This is a genomic window from Pelagerythrobacter aerophilus (assembly GCF_003581645.1).
GTDB classification, from domain to species: domain Bacteria; phylum Pseudomonadota; class Alphaproteobacteria; order Sphingomonadales; family Sphingomonadaceae; genus Pelagerythrobacter; species Pelagerythrobacter aerophilus.
This window is the reverse complement of record NZ_QXFK01000001.1, coordinates 1-14,295: the sequence shown is the minus strand read 5'-3', so window position 1 is coordinate 14,295 and position 14,295 is coordinate 1. Positions and strand designations below refer to the sequence as shown.

The 14,295-nt window shown below is 61.5% G+C and carries 18 protein-coding genes; 14 read left to right on the top strand and 4 right to left on the bottom strand.

All coding sequences use genetic code 11. The features are described 5' to 3' along the window. Positions 1-8 precede the first annotated feature (8 nt). Together D2V04_RS00080 and D2V04_RS00075 are read left to right on the top strand one after the other, a co-directional pair. Positions 9-713 (top strand): PepSY domain-containing protein, encoded by a 705-nt coding sequence (locus D2V04_RS00080; RefSeq protein ID WP_119511359.1) that lies wholly within the window; start codon positions 9-11, stop codon positions 711-713. Next, the gene (locus D2V04_RS00075) at positions 710-1,444 is read left to right on the top strand and encodes a PepSY domain-containing protein (protein ID WP_119511358.1); all 735 of its coding nucleotides are present in this window, start codon (positions 710-712) and stop codon (positions 1,442-1,444) included. The genes D2V04_RS00080 and D2V04_RS00075 overlap by 4 nt, the downstream gene beginning before the upstream one ends. A 4-nt stretch (positions 1,445-1,448) precedes the next feature. On the opposite strand, the gene hutC is transcribed toward D2V04_RS00075, so the two are convergent. The 3 genes from hutC to D2V04_RS00065 form a co-directional block, all read right to left on the bottom strand. Beyond that, positions 1,449-2,219, bottom strand: coding sequence for a histidine utilization repressor (hutC, locus tag D2V04_RS00070; protein WP_228766163.1), 771 nt, complete (start codon positions 2,217-2,219; stop codon positions 1,449-1,451). Between the two features lie 206 nt (positions 2,220-2,425). Then, a complete protein-coding gene (locus tag D2V04_RS18055) occupies positions 2,426-2,743 on the bottom strand; it encodes a tyrosine-type recombinase/integrase (protein ID WP_267463431.1) in 318 nt (105 codons plus the stop codon). A 6-nt stretch (positions 2,744-2,749) separates the two neighbouring features. Next, entirely contained in the window at positions 2,750-3,763 is a 1,014-nt protein-coding gene (locus tag D2V04_RS00065; RefSeq protein ID WP_228766161.1) for a tyrosine-type recombinase/integrase, read from the bottom strand. A gap of 167 nt (positions 3,764-3,930) precedes the next feature. Between D2V04_RS00065 and D2V04_RS18260 the strand changes: the two genes are divergently transcribed. The 12 genes from D2V04_RS18260 (at position 3,931) to D2V04_RS00010 (ending at position 12,595) form a co-directional block, all read left to right on the top strand. Continuing rightward, on the top strand, positions 3,931-4,059 hold the full coding sequence (locus tag D2V04_RS18260; RefSeq protein WP_267463429.1) for a hypothetical protein: 129 nt from the start codon (positions 3,931-3,933) through the stop codon (positions 4,057-4,059). A 6-nt stretch (positions 4,060-4,065) separates the two neighbouring features. Further along, a complete protein-coding gene (locus tag D2V04_RS00055; protein WP_119511357.1) occupies positions 4,066-4,626 on the top strand; it encodes an RNA polymerase sigma factor in 561 nt (186 codons plus the stop codon). A gap of 55 nt (positions 4,627-4,681) precedes the next feature. After that, a complete protein-coding gene (locus D2V04_RS00050; RefSeq protein ID WP_119511356.1) occupies positions 4,682-6,490 on the top strand; it encodes a copper resistance system multicopper oxidase in 1,809 nt (602 codons plus the stop codon). Beyond that, positions 6,487-7,704, top strand: coding sequence for a copper resistance protein B (locus D2V04_RS00045; protein ID WP_119511355.1), 1,218 nt, complete (start codon positions 6,487-6,489; stop codon positions 7,702-7,704). The genes D2V04_RS00050 and D2V04_RS00045 overlap by 4 nt, the downstream gene beginning before the upstream one ends. Positions 7,705-7,836: 132 nt before the next feature. Beyond that, on the top strand, positions 7,837-8,277 hold the full coding sequence (locus tag D2V04_RS00040; RefSeq protein WP_228766160.1) for a YybH family protein: 441 nt from the start codon (positions 7,837-7,839) through the stop codon (positions 8,275-8,277). A gap of 75 nt (positions 8,278-8,352) precedes the next feature. Continuing rightward, positions 8,353-9,036: a PepSY domain-containing protein gene (locus D2V04_RS00035; RefSeq protein WP_324186828.1), complete on the top strand. Its 684-nt coding sequence runs from the start codon at positions 8,353-8,355 to the stop codon at positions 9,034-9,036. Between the two features lie 204 nt (positions 9,037-9,240). Next, a complete protein-coding gene (locus D2V04_RS00030) occupies positions 9,241-9,912 on the top strand; it encodes a DUF2231 domain-containing protein (RefSeq protein WP_119511353.1) in 672 nt (223 codons plus the stop codon). Between the two features lie 14 nt (positions 9,913-9,926). Further along, the gene (locus D2V04_RS17680) at positions 9,927-10,334 is read left to right on the top strand and encodes a hypothetical protein (RefSeq protein ID WP_147391733.1); all 408 of its coding nucleotides are present in this window, start codon (positions 9,927-9,929) and stop codon (positions 10,332-10,334) included. Between the two features lie 346 nt (positions 10,335-10,680). Continuing rightward, complete coding sequence (locus tag D2V04_RS00025; RefSeq protein WP_228766158.1) at positions 10,681-10,977, top strand: hypothetical protein; 297 nt, start codon at positions 10,681-10,683, stop codon at positions 10,975-10,977. Between the two features lie 71 nt (positions 10,978-11,048). Beyond that, positions 11,049-11,318 carry a hypothetical protein gene (locus tag D2V04_RS00020; protein ID WP_067674521.1) on the top strand — a complete coding sequence of 90 codons (270 nt, stop codon included), beginning with the start codon at positions 11,049-11,051 and terminating at the stop codon, positions 11,316-11,318. Between the two features lie 268 nt (positions 11,319-11,586). Then, positions 11,587-11,973 carry a single-stranded DNA-binding protein gene (locus D2V04_RS00015; RefSeq protein ID WP_054522840.1) on the top strand — a complete coding sequence of 129 codons (387 nt, stop codon included), beginning with the start codon at positions 11,587-11,589 and terminating at the stop codon, positions 11,971-11,973. A gap of 400 nt (positions 11,974-12,373) precedes the next feature. Beyond that, a complete protein-coding gene (locus D2V04_RS00010) occupies positions 12,374-12,595 on the top strand; it encodes a hypothetical protein (RefSeq protein ID WP_067683257.1) in 222 nt (73 codons plus the stop codon). 251 nt (positions 12,596-12,846) lie between these two features. Here D2V04_RS00010 and D2V04_RS00005 read toward each other — a convergent pair. Beyond that, a protein-coding gene (locus D2V04_RS00005) for an IS3 family transposase (RefSeq protein ID WP_119511590.1) occupies positions 12,847-14,210 on the bottom strand; the annotation gives its coding sequence in 2 pieces (ribosomal slippage) (positions 12,847-13,860 and positions 13,863-14,210; 1,362 coding nt in all). Between the last annotated feature and the right edge of the window lie 85 nt (positions 14,211-14,295).

The window sequence follows — 14,295 nt, the reverse complement described above, 5'->3', positions numbered from 1 at the left end:
ACCGGAAGATGGCGATACGTTGGCCGCTGCTCGTTCGGCGAACGCATAAATGGCTGGCGCTGGTCGTCGGGGTTCAGGCTTTGCTCTGGACGCTGACCGGCTTTTACATGGTGGCGGTGCATATCGACACCATCCACGGCGACAATCTGGTGCGCTCCCCGGTCGCCCAGCCCTTCGACCTCGACGGCCTGGTCGCGCCGTCGAAGGTCGTCGCGGCCATGCCGGGGGTGTCCGAAATCCGTCTTCAGCGGCTTTCGGGTCAGCCGGTCTGGCGTGCTGAGACCCCTGAAGGGGCGCGCCTGTTCGATGCGCGGTCGGGTGCGCCACTGGCTGATCTTACCGAGGCTCAGATTCGCGAGCAGGCGCGGCGCATCTACACCGGTGACGGCAAGATCGTCTCGGTGCGACTCTTGACCAAAGCGCCCCAGGAAATGCAGGCGCGCAAGCCACCCTATTGGCAGGTCGAGTTCGAGGGCTGGAATCGCCCGACGCTCTATCTGTCACCGACGACGGGCGAGCTGATTTCGCGCCGGCACGCGCTCTGGCGCGTCTTCGACTTCGCCTGGATGCTGCACATCATGGACTATGATGAGCGCACCGACGTCAACAACCCGCTGCTCCGCGTCGCGACCTGGAGCGCCTTTGCCATGGCGCTAACGGGCGCCTGGCTGCTTATCTGGTCCTTCCCGCGCCGCAAGAGGAAGAAGGCATGAAGAAAATCCGCCTGACGCCGCTTTTCTTCCGGCGTGTCCACAAATGGGTCGGCCTGATCCTCGGCCTCCAGTTCCTGCTCTGGGCGCTGAGCGGATCGGTAATGGCGCTGCTCGACAAGGACAAGGTCGGTGGCCATGGCGGCGGGATGGCGCATTCGCATCCGCTGCCGCCGGGCGAATATTTCGACATCGCCGCCTTGCCGCAAGGCGAACCTGTTACCGGGGTCGTTTTGCGAGATCTTGGCACCCGGCCGGTATACGAACTCCGCACCCCTAAAGGCATTCGGTTGGTCGACGCTACGGACGGCGCTGATATTCGCGTCGATGAGGGAATTGCCCGCGAAGTCGCATCGATGATGAATGAGGCGCCGATCCGCAAGGTAAGCGTGATCGCGAAGCCGAACCTCGAATCGCGCGATCACGAAGGTGCTATGTGGCGGGTCGATTTTGCCGATGCCGAGAACAGCAGCGCCTATGTCTCGCTGGATACCGCACGCTTCCTCGTCATGCGCGGCGACACCTGGCGGACGTGGGACTTCTTCTGGATGCTCCACAATATGGACTACATCAACCGATCCAGCTTCAACCACCCGCTTATCATCTTCGTCGCCTTTGGCGCCCTATGGCTTTCCGGCACCGGCTTCTATCTGCTGTTCAAGAGCTTCAGTCGCGCGGATTTCCGTTGGCTGCGCCGGCGCCGCAAGCCCGTTGTGGTCCGCCGAACCGCCTGACGCGTCAGTCTTCGACTGAAAAGGCTGCGGAAAGCTCGAAGCGCGTGCCGGGATGGGAGAGCCAGGCGTGCGATACCAGCCGCCCGCGGCTCCAGGTGCGCCGCGTCATGCGCAAAACCGGCTCACCTTCATTGAGGCCAAGCATGCCGCGCGTGCGCGCGTCAGGCATAGTCGCGCAAACCCGGTGCTCGACCCGCTGGAGGGGTGCGGTCCGCGTCAGATATTCGTTGGGCGTCAATTGCGTGAAATCGAGCGTGCCATAATCGGGCGCCACGGACGCAAGGACGAACCGCTCCTCGAGCTGGATCGGGAACTCGGCCTCGTGGTGGACGATAATCGAATGGAAGATTTTGGTGCCTACCGGCACCTCCAGCAGCACCGCGGTTTCGGCGCTGGCTTTTTCTTCGACATTCTGGATGACCCGCGCCCGATAGTCATGGCCACGCCCGCGAATTTCCTCGGCAATATTCCGGATCTCAATCATGTGACCGATCGGCCTGGGCTCGGCTATGAACGAGCCGCTGCCTGCCCGGCGGACGATGATACCTGCAGATTGCAGCTCGCGAAGCGCCCGGTTTGCCGTCATGCGCGAGACGTCGAATTGCTCGACGAGATCCGCTTCCGAAGGCACCCGATCGCCTGGCTTCAAGCGGCCGTCGCCGATGGCGTCGTAGATGCTTTGTTTGATTGCTGCATAACGTGGAGGCGCATCCGGGGAGGCGCCGTTGGCAGACCGCTTGGCGCCGTTTGAGCTCAGTCGAGGCATTAGATCCATCACCCGTCTATACAGGTGAAATCATTCAGATTCCAAGCGTTCCGACGGGTTTCGCGATAAAGATCGGGAACCGCTGCCGATCACTCCATCCGGGCTGCGGATTCGAAACGAGCCGAATGTCAAACCGGGCTTCATGGCATTGCTCGCAGGCAGGGCTCCGGTCTGGTCAGGAGTTTATCAGCGCGCATCTGCTACGATATTCGATCTCATGCCGCCTTTTTTCGGGGTGCTTCCTGCCGGGCGATGAAATCTGCCAATGCCGCCTTTCGCGATCCGCGGTCGAGTGAATATGCCCTTTGCTTGAAAACGGCGCCGTCAAGCAAAGCAGCGATGTATCCAGAAAGAGTGTCCGCAGCCATGATGAGGGCGGCATCCAGAACGTGAATATATTTGCTGGTGACAGTGCCCTTCGCGTGACCCATCAGCGCCGCGATGGTGACTTCGGTAAATCCGAGGTCGTTGCCGATGCTGGCGAAACTGTGACGCAGAACGTGCGGTGTGACGCCTTCGAGGGGTGAACCCAGGAATATCTAGCCCCAGTGATTTGGAAAGCCGCCAAATGCGGTGTCTTCCCCTCGCGGCCCGGAAAACACATATGTGCCGCTGTCTTCGCTTTGCTGCTGCTCGAGAAACTCTACGACCGGCAGGCCAATAGGACGGACTGACTTTCCCTCCTTGCTGTCGGAAAGCCGGAGGCAACTTCCATCGAGATCGACATCACACCATTTGAGATTGATGATCTCCCCGCGTCGGCAACCGGTGAGGGCGATTTGCCGAATGATGTCGATCGTTGGGCCGAACTTCTCGATTTGCCCGGCGCTTTTCAGCATACGGCCGAGAATTCGATACTCGCCATCGTTGAGCCGTCGAGAACGGACATTGTCTTTGGGACGTTTGATGCCATGCGCGGGGTTGCTGTCGATGATGCCGAGATCGACGGCATAGGTCAGTATGCCGCCAATCAATCCGAGGGTCCGAGCCGCCGTGCCTGGGCCGCCGCGGACATTGGCTCGACCGCGCAGCTTGCTGGTCTTGATGAAGGCTCTCGTCTTTCCCGCCATGATATCGCGCATGACCTTCGTGAGAATCGCTTTTGTGAGATCCTTAACCCGGCGTGATCCAAGGAGCGGGATGACGTGTCGCTCGATCCGCCCGAGATCGATATCGACGGTCGATTTCTTCTTTGGCCGCCCTCCTTTGCCGAGGATAAGACCATCTCTTAAGTCCTGCATGTAAAGCTCGCAGAGTTCCTTCATCGACATCGCCTTGTTGAGCTCTGCCCGATCTTCCGCAGGATCCTCACCTTGCGCAACGCGCGCGAGTTGCATCTTGGCCTCGCGCCTTGCCGCTTCGGGCGTCCAAATGCCGTGGGTGCCGATGGTGTAACGACGCGAGCGGCCGCCCGATCGATACTGAATGAGATAGCTGCGTTTCCCGGTCGGGAATATCCGGAGCCCGAAGCCCGGCAATTCCTCATCCCAGAGGACATAGTCATTCGCTTCCGCTACAACTGCATCGACGACGCGTTTGGTCAATTTGACCATCGAGCCTTCTCCTTTTGGCCCGGTTTCGCGTAAGCACCACGTAAGCACGCGGAGGAAAATCAGGGCGCATCTGAGGTTAGACCGGCGCAAATCGACAAAGCAAGAAAGTTGATATATTTGAGTATGTTAGCAAGCAAAAACTTGCTCTGGCGTTGTCCGGCGTAAACATGCTAGTACCCCCTCCGAAGGCAACGGTGCGCCATGTCTTCGACATGCGTGAAATTCTCGAACCCGAGCAGCAACGCCAGTTCGACCGCAAGGTCTCCGACGCCCTGACCCGCGACCCGCGCGACTGAAGCGCCATGTCGGGGGCGGGCGACAATCCGGATGAGGCCCTTGTCTCGCAGGCGAGGGCTGGAAACAAGCGGGCTTTCAGCCAACTCGTCGAGCATGAAACTGGTCGGCTTCTCGCGCTCGGGACACGCATGCTTTCCTCTCCTTCTCAGGCCGAGGACGTTGTTCAGGACAGCCTCGCTTCGGTGTGGCTGACGCGCCATCGGCTTGATCCGGACAAGCCGATCGGACCCTATCTGACAACCGTCGTCCTCAACCGCTGCCGGGACCGTTTGCGCAGGCGCAAGGTCGCGGGCTTTTTCGGACTGTCGGGTGATGACGAACTCCATTCCATCGCCGACGATTTGCCGGGTCCTGAAGCGTTGGCCGTTTCCAGGGAAGAGCTCAATCTCGTTCAGGCCGAGATCGGGCGAATGCCTGTAAGGCTGCGCGAAGCGCTTGTGCTCGTGACCATCGAGGGGCGTAGCCAGGCCGAGGCGGCCGATCTTCTCGGAACGACCGAAAAGGCGATCGAAACCCGCGTATATCGCGCGCGCAACAGGCTGAAGGAGCGCTTCGAAAAACTTTGAGGGGTTGGCTGGGCGCGCGCGTAAGTAACGGTAAACGCCAAGTCAGGAGCCCTTTATGATCGCCGTCAATCGACGCAAGTTTCTCGGAGCCGGAGCAGGAGGAATGGGTCTGCTCGGCCTTGCCGGGGCGATGCCTGCCTGGGCGCGCGGCGCGGACATCCTCGCAGGTAACGCCCGGAAAGGGCTGGACGAGCTATCCGGCCCCAATATCGACCTCACCGTTGCCCGATCGGCTTTCGCGACCGGCAACAGGCGCGGCGGAGCGATCGCCGTCAACGGCACTATCCCCGGTCCGCTGCTGCGTTTGCAGGAAGGCACGACCGTCCGGCTCAATGTCCATAACCAGCTCGAGGAAGATACCTCGATCCACTGGCACGGTCTGCTCGTGCCGTTTCAGCTCGACGGCGTGCCCGGCGTAAGCTTCCCCGGGGTCAAGCCGGGAGAGACCTTCACCGCCGAATTTCCGGTTCGCCAGTCGGGCACTTACTGGTGGCACTCCCATAGCGGCCTGCAGGAACAGGCCGGGCATTACGGCGCGATCGTGGTCGATCCCGCCGGACCCGATCCGGTCCAGGCCGACCGCGAATATATCGTGGTGCTGAGCGAATTCAGCGCCATGTCGCCCCACACCATTTTCGACAAGCTCAAGAAGGGCGAAGGCTACTTCAACTACAACCAGAACACCTGGACCGACGATTACCCGCTTTCGGGCGAGGACCGCCGGATGTGGGCGAAAATGCGCATGATGCCGACCGACATCCTCGATGTTTCGAGCGCGGCTTATACCTACCTTCTGAATGGCCACGGCCCGCTCGACAATCTGGAATACCTCTTCCGTCCAGGCGAACGCGTGCGGCTGCGCTTCATTAATGCCGGCGCCATGACCTTCTTCAATATTCGTATTCCCGGCCTGCCGATGACCATCGTTCAGGCGGACGGGCAGAACGTCGAGCCGGTCGAGGTCGACGAGTTCCAGATCGGTGTGGCCGAAACCTATGACGTCGTCGTGACGCCGGGCGCGCAACAGGCCTACACGCTGGTCGCTGAGTCGATGGACCGCTCGGGCATGGGTATTGCCACGCTGGCGAGCGCACCAGGCGCTCGCGCCGCCATTCCGCCGCTGCGCGATCCGCCGCTCCTAACCATGGCGGACATGGGCATGAGCGGCATGGACCACGGCTCGTCTGGCGATGCCGGCATGTCGGGCATGGACCACGGAAGTGGCGGCGACATGGCGGGGATGGATCATGGTTCGTCCGGCCAATCCGAGATGGCAGGCATGGCCGGCATGTCGGGCATGCAGATGCGCGACACCTCGCTTCTGCCGTCCGATGTGAAGGTCGGGCCCGGTCTCGACATGGTCTCGATGAATCCGGTCGACCGCATGGGCGATCCCGGCATCGGTCTCGCCGATGTGCCCCACCGCACGCTCGACTATCGCAAGCTGCGCGCTCTGACGCCACACCGCGAGGGCCGCACGCCGTCACGGCGAATGGAAATCCATCTGACCGGCAATATGGAGCGCTACATGTGGTCGTTCGACGGCAAGAAGTTCTCCGCCGTCTCCGACGAGCCGATCCGTTTCGCCTATAATGAGCGCGTGCGCGTGAAGCTCGTCAACGACACGATGATGGCGCACCCGATTCACCTGCACGGTCATTTCTTCGAGCTGGTCAATGGCGCGCCGGCGGATCGTCAGCCGCTCAAGCACACGGTAATCCTGCAACCGGGTGGCAGCGCGCAGTTCGACCTTACAGCGGACGAGCCGGGCGACTGGGCCTTTCACTGTCACCTTCTCTACCACATGCATGCCGGGATGTTTCAGATCGTCACGGTCGCCAATCCCGACGGGAGCGAAGCATGAAAATTCGTATAGCCAGCCTGCTCGCATCGGTCGCAGCCGGCTCAGTTCTCGCCTCCCCCGCGGCGGCGCAGCATGCCCGTCATTCGCCGGCGGAGCCGCAGCAAAGCGCCGAGGCGCAGGCTGACGCGAAGACAAAGTGCGAGCAAGAAGCCGATCGCCATCGCGCGATGGGGCATCCGGTAGCAGATGGAGCATGCGAACCGGCTGCTCAGTCTGAAGCCGCCATGGACCACTCCGAGATGGATCACATGGCTATGGATCACGGCTCGATGCCGCAGGGCAAGCCTGCCGAAGGCGGGATGGATCAGTCGCAGATGAATCACGGCGAGATGGGACAGGCGGAAGCCGCCAGTTCGTCGATGGACCATGGGCAGATGGATCACAGCCAGATGAACCATGGGCGGACGCCTTCGCAGGACATGCAAGGCATGGACCATTCGGCGATGCAAATGGGCTCCGATGCCGATATCCCGCTGCTGCCGCCTCCTCCAGAAGCCGGGAGCGGCCCAGCGCGCGCCGCGGTCGCCATCTGGGGCGAGGAAGCCATGAACGAAGCGCGCCGCGAGCTTGTCCGCGAGACTGACGGAGGAATGCGCTTCTGGTTTCAGGGCGATCGGCTCGAATACCGCGCCCGCGAGGGGAAGGAAGGATATCTGTGGGACATCCAAGGATATTATGGCGGCGACATCGACAAATTCTGGTTCAAGTCGGAGGGTGAGGGAAGCTTCGGCGAACCCATAGAAGACGCCGAGGTCCAGGCGCTCTGGAGCCGCGCCATTGCGCCCTTCTTCGATTTCCAGGCCGGTGTTCGCCAGGACCTCACCGGTCCGGAGCGCACGCACGCGGTGATCGGTATCCAGGGCATCGCTCCTTACCAGTTCGAGGTCGACGTCGCGGCGTTCGTATCGAACAAGGGCGATGTTACGGCGCGCTTTGAGGGCGAGCTTGATCAGCGCATCACGCAGCGGCTGATCCTTCAGCCGCGTGCCGAAATCGCACTTTCGGCGCAGGATATTCCCGAACTCGGCATTGGCGCTGGCCTCGATCGGATCGAGGCAGGTTTGCGTCTTCGCTACGAGTTCGCACGCGAATTCGCGCCCTATGTCGGCGTTTCCCAGGAATGGCGGATCGGTCAGAGCGCCGATTTTGCACGCGCTGCAGGCGAAGACCCGAGCGTGACGAATTACGTCGTCGGCTTACGATTCTGGTTTTAAGAAGGGAACTGAACAGTGAGATCAAGACTATTCCTAAACGCGGTCGCCCTCGCCCTGGCCGCGGGTGCCACTCCCGCCTTGGCACAATCTATGGACCATTCGGCGCATTCGGAACATTCTGAGGCGATGCCGATGGACCATTCGGGCCAGGACATGAAACATGCCGAACATATGGCTGCGATGAACGATGACGTTACGGGAGCCGAGGCAGTTCTGACCTCATATCGCGATGCCCTTACGGCGCGCGATGCAGAGGCCATAGCCGCGCTTTTTGCCGAGGAATCCTTCATTTACGAAAACGGCAAGGCGGAAGGCAGCTTCACGCATTACATGGAGCATCACCTGGGACCGGAACTCGATGCAATAACCAGCTTCACCTTCGGCGAACCGACGCTCGCAGTCACCCGGATGGGGCATATGGCCTATGGCCGCGAAACGTACTCCTATCGTATCGAACTGGCCGACGGCCGCGTAATAGACCGCGAAGGCGTTGCGACCTCGGTCCTGGCTCACGATGCCGATGGCTGGAAGATCGTCCAGTACCATTCCTCGTCGCGTTCGCCGCGCAACTGATCACGGCTTTCGAAGAGGTAGCACCGGTTGGCAACGCCGTCGCTGAAGCTGCGCGTGCATGTGCTCGGCAGCTAGATCCACAAATGGCTGGCGATTTTCGTCGGTGTCCAGGTTCTCTTGTGGATGGGCACCGGCGCCCTCATGTCGTTTCTCGACCTGGAAGAAGTTCGCTCCGAACATGTCGTTTCGCGTGAACAAGAGGCGCTGCCCGCCGATGGTCCGCTCCCGGCCTGGGTCGCAAATGACGGTACTCTTGCAGCGGTGACGACACGTTCGCTCGACGGCGTTGCCGTGACAGAAATTCGAAAGGTCGACGGTAGCGTGAGCCTCCACGATCCGGTGACGGGGCGTAAACTCTCCCCCATCTCGGCTGCGACGGCAAGATCCATCGCCTTGCGCGCATGGACCGGACCGCGAACGACGATCGAAGGCGCGCGGATCGTTCACGAACCGGTGGGGACCGAGTTTCGCGGGCCTTTTCCGGCTTGGCAGGTCAGCTATGCTGACGAGGCTTCCACGCGCATCTACATCGATGCTACCAGCGGCACGCTCGGAGCGGCGCGTAGTGATACATGGCGCCTGTTCGATTTCATCTGGGGCCTCCATATCATGGATTGGACCGAGCGCGATCGCATCAACAGTTGGTGGCTCCTCCTGTTTGGCATTGGCGGCACGATCATAGCCTTGTCGGGTTTCGTCCTGCTGGCGAACCGGATGCCGAGGCTGCGCCGTCGCATAAAGAAGAGCAAGCTCGCCTGAGCCCATGGGGCCTGTCCGCGTGGGCGAACGGGGCCAGGAGCCGAATGCATTCGACGATCGCGATGGTGCCGCCAGCAGACGTGATACGGCGGGCGCACTTCTATCGCGCCGATACCATCAAATTAATGTGAGGGGCACGCGGCTGCCGTGCGTATCAGGCACATAGGTCGCACTGCAACTGCCGGGCCGGGAGACATACGAGACATGAAAGCCCCCTCATTTCTGGCGCTGCTCGCCGCAAGCCTGCTCTTCGTCGGACCCGTCCAGGCTCATGGCGACGAAAAACACGGCGAAGAGGCGAGCGCCGCTCCTGCTGCCACAAATGGCGATGCGCATGACCAAGCGGCCATGGCACAGATGGGCGAGCCCGCAGGCGCGGGCGAGTCCTCCGGCGCGCACGACGAAGCGGGCGAAGCCCTTGATGATGCCGGTGGCCATGCAGATGAGGGCGAAACCGGCGTCATGGCCGTACTGAAGAAGTTGCATCCGGCAACGATTCATTTCCCGATCGCCTTGTTTCTCATGGCTGCGGCCACCGAAGTGTTCGTGATGCGCCGGAAAGAGGCGGGCCTGCAAAGTGCGGTGCGCGTGCTTGTTTACGGCGGGGCCATCGGCGCGGTCGTCGCAGTCCTGTTTGGATGGGTTCACACCGGGCTGTGGTTCGGCGGCGACACTGTCATGCAGGTGCATCGATGGAACGGTATGCTGATCGCCGTTCTCGGCATTGCGATGGCCTATCTTGCGAGCAGGCCGAGTCAGAGCCGCGCTTGGTTGCGCGCGTCGCTCTTCTCCATGGCGGCACTCGTTCTCATTCAGGGCTTTCTTGGCGGCGAGCTCGCGCATGGACCGAACCACCTCGGTATTTCCTGGCTCTGAAGGAGTTGAAGAGCATGCGTACTTCCAGATTGAATGCAGCGTTCGGGTTTCTCGCGATCGTACCATTGATGTCCGCTCTTGCTGCTTGCGACGAGGCGCAAGAGAGCACACCGATCACCGATGTTTCGCCTATGGGCGAAGCTGCGGTGGTGGCTGGCACGGCACCCGAACGGGGTCTTGCAGACCCGGCAACCTCCCCCTCCGAAGATGAGGCAGCGACTGTGCGGCAGGACGCTCTTTCGACCAATGGCGCCGCGCCGACCGCCTCACGGCCTGCTGCCTCTCCCGCATCACGCGCAACTGCCACACCCGCAGCGCCAGCAACGCGCACGCAACCCGCGAGCGAGGCGACCCAGCCGGCCGATCCCCATGCGGGCCATGACATGTCCTCGATGGCCGCCGACGACATGGAAGGCATGTGATCGGACGCGTTTCCCGGTCACACGGCTATCCAGGAGATACCCTCGGCAAAAACACAAACGAACATCGCAAGATCAGGAAAGGACGGCCCCGCCTCCCCCCCCCCGAAGCCCTGCGGGTCGCAGGTGCCCCCAAGGGGCCGTTCAGGAACCCCGCGTGAAGACCAACCCGACGCGCGGGGTTCCGTTTGCCCGGCTTAGCTGTCGCCGTGCCAGACGCTTCCCGGCATGGCTTTGTGCTATGTGAGCAGCGCGCAGACGATCGCCTCGATGTTTATGAAAGGAACCGCATATGTCGGAAATGGGAAAAGCCGGTGCGCTGTCGCGCTGGGAAGACGAAGGCGGGGCATTGCCCTGCGGGCCGCAGGAAGCGCTCGCTGCCGATTGCGAAAAATGGGATATTCCGCCACTTTCCGATGCCGAGATCATCCAGTTGCGCATCAGGGTGATCGCCCTTGAGAACATGGTGCTCGGCCTTCTGTCGAAGGCCAGCGCCGATCAGCTTGCAGCAATCGAAGAAATCGCGAAATTCATATCCCCGCGTGCCGATGCGAAGCCGCATCCGCTTACCCTGCATGCCGCCACCCAGATGGAGCACTTCGTCGAGCGCGCCCGGCGGCTTTGCGAGCAACCCACCGCTGATTGAGCGACGCATGACCGGCTCACGAATGCTGGCCTTCCTCGCCGCGGCCCGACCGATGATCCGAAAAGAGTGCGATGGACCTTGATACGCTTCTCATCCGCTATTTTGGCACTGCCGATCCTGGAGCGACTGGCGCAGAAACCTTGGCCTCGGGGATCGAGCGATGCCAGGTCGATCTCGGTCTGGAGCAGGACCGGGGAAAACGCTTTGCCCTGTGGGCCATGCTCTACCTGCTCGGGTCTGCCCCCGACCTCGACGTGGCCTTCGAGAACGAGGAAGACCGGGAAGCAGCCCGCAACTTCATGGATCTCCTGGCGGCATCGGAAGGCAATGAGGTAAGCTGATTGCAGCAGGGTCCTGGCACCTTCAGACCCGCACCCGATACCCATCCGGCTTTCTTCGCGAACAGTCCTGAACCAGGTCAGCTGAGGAGCCGCAACCCGTTCCTTTCCGGCCGTGTTGGCGGCTTCGCCGCCTGCCCGCACCACTCGTCATGAACAGGTTTCCCTTCGGCCCTTCAGGCCTGCGGTGCAGTCCTCCCATGCCCTGCTTCTTCTGGATGTTCGCAAGCCGGAGATGGTCTCCGGTTTGAGGAACTGAAGGAATTTCATCATGACCAATATCGCAATCCTCACCGGCCGCATCGCCCGCGATCCCGACACCCGCGAGACCAAGGGCGGCACCAGCGTCACCGGGATCACTGTCGTCACCGATCGTCCTGCACGCGACAAGGACGGCAAGACCTACAAGGACGAGAACGGCTACACCGCCAAGGACAGCGAATTCCACCGGGTGACCTGCTTCAACGGCCTCGCCAAGACCGTCGGTCAGTACTGCTCGAAAGGCCAGCTGGTCTCGGTCCAGGGCCGCATCCACTACACGCAGTGGGAAGACCAGGACGGTGTGACGCGGTATGGCTCGGAGATCCTTGCCGACAAGGTCGATTTCCTCTCGCGGGCCAATGGCGGCGACAACCAGGACGCCCCTCCGATCGACTGATCCGGCGCCATCGAACCAACCAAAGGAGGCTCTGCCGGAAACGGCAGGGCCTCTTTCGCTGTTCACCCTTCCTTTCGCTCGGTCTTTTCTCCGGGGAATAGCCAGGCGCTGCCCGGAGGGCCCGACCCATTATGGCAGCGATCATCTGAAACGGTCGTTTGAGGTGGACTGGATTGGCCTGGCTTACCGCATTTCCAGCATGATGGTCCCGCGCCGCCCGCATCAAGGACGGCAGGGGCCCCACCATTTTGTCCGCCGCCGGATTGCATCCGGCACCGGACAAAACCGTTTCCCCCTGCGCCGCTTCGCGGTCGCCCTGTCAGGCGATCCTGTGACCCGGTCTGCCCGGGCCCATCGGCCAACCTCCTGTCGTCTCGCGACAGATTTCAGGAGGATTATCATGACCTATTTCACGAAATGCACACTGCCCTCGCGCAACTATTTCGAGGCTCTGGAAACAGCCGAGCAGCGGGCCTTGCACAGCTTCTTCGACCAGCATGTTATCGAGGATGACGAGATCGGATATCGCGCGGTCGACGAAGGCGACTACAACGCGCTGCCCCCGCATCTTGCAATCCGGGTCGTTCATACCGTCCATGGCGGAATGCTCGACGAGTTCTGAGTCATCCGGCAGGGCAGGGACCGGCAGCGGTTCCTGCCCTTTTTTCGTGTCTCTTATGGGCTGAGCTACAGGTTCAAGTTTCGATCCAGAAGAAACCGGCGTTTCTCCAAACATCGGCTTGGCCTACTGGCGATCGGGATGAGTGGAGCGGGGCTGGGGACGCACTCTGTCCCGCGCTGTCCGTCGTCAGAACATTTGGCACAACTCGCGGCGTAAATTAGCGGAGTGCGGGCCTCGTCTGGGGGTTGATGTTAAGCGGCGAGCATGCGGTGCTGCAAGCGCCGATATTTTATGGTCTGTTGTTTGATCCTTTCACGCTGTTTCATGATGGCCGGCGCCCTGCCGAAGTAGGCGTCGGCGGGCGTCACGTTGTCGAGGCTTTCATGGTATCGGCGGTGATTATAGTGCTCGACGAAGGCCTCGATCTGGGCCTCAAGGTCACCGGGCAGGAAGTAGTTTTCGAGCAGGATGCGGTTCTTGAGGGTCTGGTGCCAGCGCTCGATCTTGCCCTGGGTTTGCGGGTGCATCGGAGCACCGCGGACATGGGTCATCTTGTTGGCGTCGATATATTCGGCCAGTTCGCCCGCGATGTAGCTCGGACCATTGTCGCTGAGCAGCTTGGGCTTGTGCAGCACCGTGGCGCTGTCGCAGCCGGAAGCCGCCAGAGCGAGGTCCAGGGTGTCGGTCACGTCTTCGGCGCGCATGTTGGTGCACAGCTTCCAGGCGATGATGTAGCGCGAGAAGTCGTCGAGCACGGTCGACAGATACAGCCAGCCCCACCCGATGATCTTGAAGTAGGTAAAATCGGTCTGCCACATCTCGTTCGGTCGGGTGGTCTTGGTGTGGAACGCATCGGCGGCCTTGATCACGACATAGGCCGGGCTGGTGATCAGATCATGGGCCTTGAGCAGGCGGTAAACCGTGGCTTCCGACACGAAGTAGCGCCTCTCGTCGGTGAACCGCACCGCCAGTTCGCGAGGGGATAGCTCGGTCGTCTCCAGCGCCATCTCGACGATCTGGTCCCGGATGTCGTCACCGATGCGATTCCACACCCGGCTCGGCGCCGATGGCCGATCCTCCAGCGCCTCCGGCCCTCCTTCGAGGTAGCGGTCGTACCACCGATAGAAGGTCCGGCGGGCAATGCCGAGTTGGTCCAGCGTGCGTTTGGCTGGCAGATGTGACTGCTCGACGATCCTGATGATCTCGAGTTTCTCAGATGCGGGATACCTCATTCGTCGTCGCCCCCATCCCCGATCATGCTTTTTTTCAGCAGGCGGTTTTCGAGTGTCAGGTCGGCCACGCATTCCTTCAGGGCACGGGCTTCACGGCGCAGGTCGTGCACCTCGCCGGTGGTCGCGGCCCGGGCCGTGTCGCCGGCAAGCCGGCGCTTGCCCGCTTCCATGAACTCCTTCGACCAGGTGTAATAAAGGCTCTGCGCAATGCCTTCCTTACGGCACAGTTCGGCGATGCTGTCCTCGCCGCGCAGGCCATCCAGCACGATGCGGATCTTGTCCTCGGCCGAGAAGTGGCGCCGCGTCGCACGCCGAATGTCCTTCACCACCCGCTCCGCAGGGGCCTTCGGCGGCAATTTCTTCAAGGAGGATTTGGGCTTCATCTTCGTTCCTTCGTCACTACGACGAAGCCCAAATCCTCCTTACATCACAACCTCAAATCTGTGCCATGGGCGCTGACGGCGGACA